Annotated in this window: 6 protein-coding genes; 5 read left to right on the top strand and 1 reads right to left on the bottom strand. The window is 60.1% G+C overall.

Going from position 1 to position 3,881, the window contains the following annotated elements:
* The 5 genes from ACH2EH_RS15610 to queG all read left to right on the top strand — a co-directional run.
* Nucleotides 1-200 (top strand): M15 family metallopeptidase (locus ACH2EH_RS15610; protein ID WP_395142979.1); only part of this gene is annotated, 200 nt, incomplete at its 5' end.
* A 6-nt stretch (nucleotides 201-206) separates the two neighbouring features.
* Nucleotides 207-452 carry a hypothetical protein gene (locus ACH2EH_RS15605; protein ID WP_395142977.1) on the top strand — a complete coding sequence of 82 codons (246 nt, stop codon included), beginning with the start codon at nucleotides 207-209 and terminating at the stop codon, nucleotides 450-452.
* Nucleotides 453-457: 5 nt separating this feature from the next.
* Nucleotides 458-1,381 (top strand): diguanylate cyclase domain-containing protein, encoded by a 924-nt coding sequence (locus ACH2EH_RS15600; RefSeq protein WP_395142975.1) that lies wholly within the window; start codon nucleotides 458-460, stop codon nucleotides 1,379-1,381.
* Nucleotides 1,382-1,389: 8 nt separating this feature from the next.
* Nucleotides 1,390-1,824, top strand: coding sequence for a protein tyrosine phosphatase family protein (locus tag ACH2EH_RS15595; RefSeq protein WP_395142973.1), 435 nt, complete (start codon nucleotides 1,390-1,392; stop codon nucleotides 1,822-1,824).
* Nucleotides 1,766-2,851, top strand: a complete 1,086-nt coding sequence (gene queG / locus ACH2EH_RS15590) for a tRNA epoxyqueuosine(34) reductase QueG (protein WP_395142971.1) — start codon at nucleotides 1,766-1,768, stop codon at nucleotides 2,849-2,851. Before ACH2EH_RS15595 ends, queG begins: the two co-directional genes overlap by 59 nt.
* Before the next feature lie 9 nt (nucleotides 2,852-2,860).
* Here the strand turns inward: queG and ACH2EH_RS15585 are convergent.
* Nucleotides 2,861-3,881: Gfo/Idh/MocA family protein (locus ACH2EH_RS15585; protein WP_395142969.1), on the bottom strand; the 1,021-nt coding region annotated here is incomplete at its 5' end.

Genomic DNA, 3,881 nt, shown 5'->3' with positions numbered 1-3,881 from the left:
CCACCGATGCCACTGTCACGAACTGGTTTGAGCGTCACCCTAAGACTCCTTTTACGAGCAATCGCCGAACGCTTTACGGCGCGATGATCGAAGCGGGTTTTGTGAACTATCCCAACGAGTGGTGGCACTTTGAGTTTGGCACACGGCGCTGGGCCGGGGGCCGGGGCATGAAAGTTGCACTCTACGGATCCGCGGAGTAGCCAGCTATGGAAATGCAAGACACTCAAGAAATCAAAGAACTCGTGGTCTTTTTTTCCTACGAGAACGAAGAGCATCCTAGGCGGCTCGCGGAAGCGATGCTTGCGGAGCTGAAAATTCCGCATCTTGCGCTGGGAGTGGATGCACTCACGGGGGGCTGTGAGCTGCGTCTTTACTACCACAAAGAGACTTTGAGGCTCGTACAAGAGTATTTTTGCAGAAATACTATTGTGCACAATATCACCTACCTTTAAATACCATGCAGATCCTAATCGTTGACGATGACACGTCGGCACGTAAAGTCCTGGCGGGGCAGCTTGCTCAGCTTGGTCATCGTGTCCGCACGGCTGCCAGTGCGGATGACGCGACCTGTAGCTACCAGCGCCTCGGAGCGGATGTGATCATCACGGACTGGAAGATGCCCGGCACCGATGGCCTAGCACTCTGCCGCCGCCTGCGTGAGACGCGTAGTGATGCCTCGCCCTACCCCTACATCATCTTGCTCACCGCCCACGATGGCCCGGATTGTTTCCTGCGTGGCATGGAAGCGGGAGCCGACGACTACTTAGTTAAACCGCTGGACATTCGCCATCTCCAAGCCCGTCTGATCGCTGCCGAGCGTGTCACTACCCTCCACCGACGGCTTTTTGAGGCATCGCGCACCGACGCGCTCACAGGGCTTTCCAACCGTCTGCGCCTCAATGAGCGCCTCGCTGTTTTGCGCGAACAAGTGGAAAATACCGGCATGGGGATCACGCTGGCACTCTGCGATATTGACTACTTTAAGCGCTACAACGACCGCTACGGCCACCTGGAGGGCGATCTGGCACTCTGGCGCGTCGCCGAGATTCTCCGAAATGGCGTGGAAGGTGTCGGACAAGCGTTTCGATTTGGCGGCGAGGAGTTTTGCCTCATCATCGAGAGCCTCCCCCCACCTGCCACCGACACGTTGGAGGCTATCCGGCAGACTTTGGAAAGCGCCGCCATTGCCCACGAGGCCAGTGAGCTAGGCGTTCTGACTCTCTCTCTCGGTGCCTCCACACTCCGCCCCGGCGATGGAAAGTCCGGCGATCAGCTTCTCTCCGAGGCTGATACTGCGCTCTACCAGGCCAAGTCATTTGGGCGCAACCAGCTCGCCCCCAAAGCCTTCGAGCGCCTCTCGCACCGGCAAAACACGGGGTAGAATAGGGTGTGCTCCACCGAATTCGTAATTTTCTCTGGCTCGACGATAACCTTGGCACCTCGGGTTTAGTGCGCCCCGAGCAGCTTGACTGGATCGCCGACGCGGGCTTTGTGTGCGTCATCAACCTGCTCCCCGACGAATCCGATGCCTGGTTCCCTGAGGAGCCCGGGCTTGTGGAAGCACTCGGCATGGAGTTTGTGCGCATCCCTGTGATCTGGCTCAAACCCACGCGTGAGAACTTCGAGACGTTCTGCATCGCAATGGACGAGCGTAAAGACAAAAAACTCTTTGTTCACTGCGCCGCCAACATGCGCGCCTCTGCATTTCTCTATCTCTGGCGCTTACGCAACGGCCACGACGAAACCGCCGCGCTAGACGATCTGCATGACATTTGGGAGCCCGACGGGGTCTGGGCGGAGTTTATTGAAACAAACCGTCCGTGAGTACGCGCTGACTCTCTTCGATGAGGTAGGGTTTACGTCGCCCGCCGCGCCCGGTCACACTGCGTTCGTGGACGCGTGGCTGGAGGCGGGCTACCACGGTGAGATGAGCTACCTCAAGACGCGCAAGCGCCTACGCGGCGGCCCACTCAACTCTCAAAAACTCCTCGGCAAAGCCCGAAGTGTGATCGTCGTCGCGCAGAGCTATGACTTCCGGGAAGCCTACCCCCTAGCCCCCGCCGGGCGGGGGAGTGCAGGGCAAGGTCTTATCGCACGCTACGCACGGGGCGAGGACTACCACCGCGTGATGTGGGAGAAGCTCAACACGCTCCGAGACTGGCTGGCCGACGAGTTTCCGGGGACGCAGAGCCGGGGCTACACGGACTCGGGGCCGATCCGGGAGCGGGAGCTGGCGGCGCGGGCGGGGCTCGGGTGGCAGGGGAAACACACGAACCTCATCTCACTGAAGCTGGGGAATTTTTTCTTTCTGGGTGCACTGCTCACCTCGCTCAAGCTAGAGCCCGATCTACCTTTTGACAGTCATCACTGCGGCACGTGCACCCGTTGCCTTTCTGTCTGCCCGACAGGAGCCATTGTGGCACCGATGGCACTCGATGCCCGGCGCTGCATCTCGTATCTCACGATAGAGCTCCACGGTAGCATCCCCGAGGAGCTACGGCCTCTCCTGGGTGATCATATCTTTGGCTGCGATGATTGCCTTGCTGCTTGCCCCTGGAACGACAAAGCCCAAGCCGCCAATGAGCTGCGGCTCTTCGGCGGTGATGGACAGGTGGACTTGCTAGAGCTTCTAGAGTTACTTGCCACCGAGGAGGCATTTGAGCAGCGCTTTGCGGGAAGCCCGATTCTACGGCCAGGGCGCACGGGCTTGCGCCGCAATGTCTGTGTGGCACTGGGCAACGTGGGAGGGCCAGAAGCCATCGCGCCGCTAGAGCGCGTTGCCCAGACCGATCCCTCTGAGCTTGTGCGGGAGCACGCCCGCTGGGCGATTCGCCGATTGTCCGCCGGTTGAAACCGGCGGCTATGCGTACCTCGCCGAGACGGCGCGGCCCTTCTGGGCGCTCTGCACGGCCAGATCGAGAATATGCACTGGGCGCCGTGCCCACTGCGGGGTGATAATCAGCTCCGCCGTGCCTTCCAGTGTCGCCGCGATATTATTGTAGAACTTCTGGCCCTCGCTGGGGAGATTCTTGCCCTCGCGGATCATCAGCTCACTGCCTTCGTGCTTACGGATGATAAACCGATCGAAGTGCATGATGTAGGTGCCCGTCGTCCCGGTGATCTCTAAAACGCCGCGCTCGTTTTTCGGATGGCTGTCGAGATGCGAGACATTGAGCGAGAGCCAGCGGCCCCCCTCGAAACGCGCTACAAGCTGGGCTTCGTCCTCGTTGACATCCTCGCCGTAGGGGAGCTGATCCTGCCAGAAGCCGTTCTTGGCGTAGCCGCTCACTTCAATAAGTGCCGAGGGCTGAAGAATCTGAAGGGCGTACTCTAACAGATGCACGCCCCAGTCGTAGAGAATGCCGCCGGAGATGCTGCGCTGCGTGCGCCACCACTCGCCGGGCTTGCCCCAGCCACCGATATGCGCCTCGATCTTGTAAACCTCCCCAATCTCGCCACTGTGGATAATTTCGAGGGCTTTGAGGATATGCCCATCCCAGTGCCGGTTGTGGTAGGTCGAGAGGAGTACGCCCTGCTTCTCGGACTCCGCGATCAGTCGGTCGCACTGCGCCGTGGTCACGGTCATGGGTTTCTCGATCACCACAGCACGCCCGGCCTTGAGGCACTGGAGCGCGAGAGGCGTGTGGGTCGCATGCGGCGTAATCACCGTCACTAAATCCACATCGGTCTTGCTCAGTAGCGCCGCCGCCCGGGTGTAGGTCTTGATGCCCGGGAAGTCCTGTCGCGCCGCCTTGAGCCGCTCTTTGTCTAAATCGCACACGGCGGTGGGGATCATCCCCGCCCGCTCCATCTCACGTAGGTGGTGACGGCCCATGTTAAACGCCGCCCCATAGCCGATCACCGCAACTTTCTTTGCCATG

Origin of the sequence: Armatimonas sp., assembly GCF_043760365.1 — a bacterium.
Classification (GTDB): Bacteria; Armatimonadota; Armatimonadia; order Armatimonadales; family Armatimonadaceae; genus Armatimonas.
Note: the sequence above shows the minus strand (reverse complement) of the source record. Positions and strands in the feature narration are given on the sequence as shown.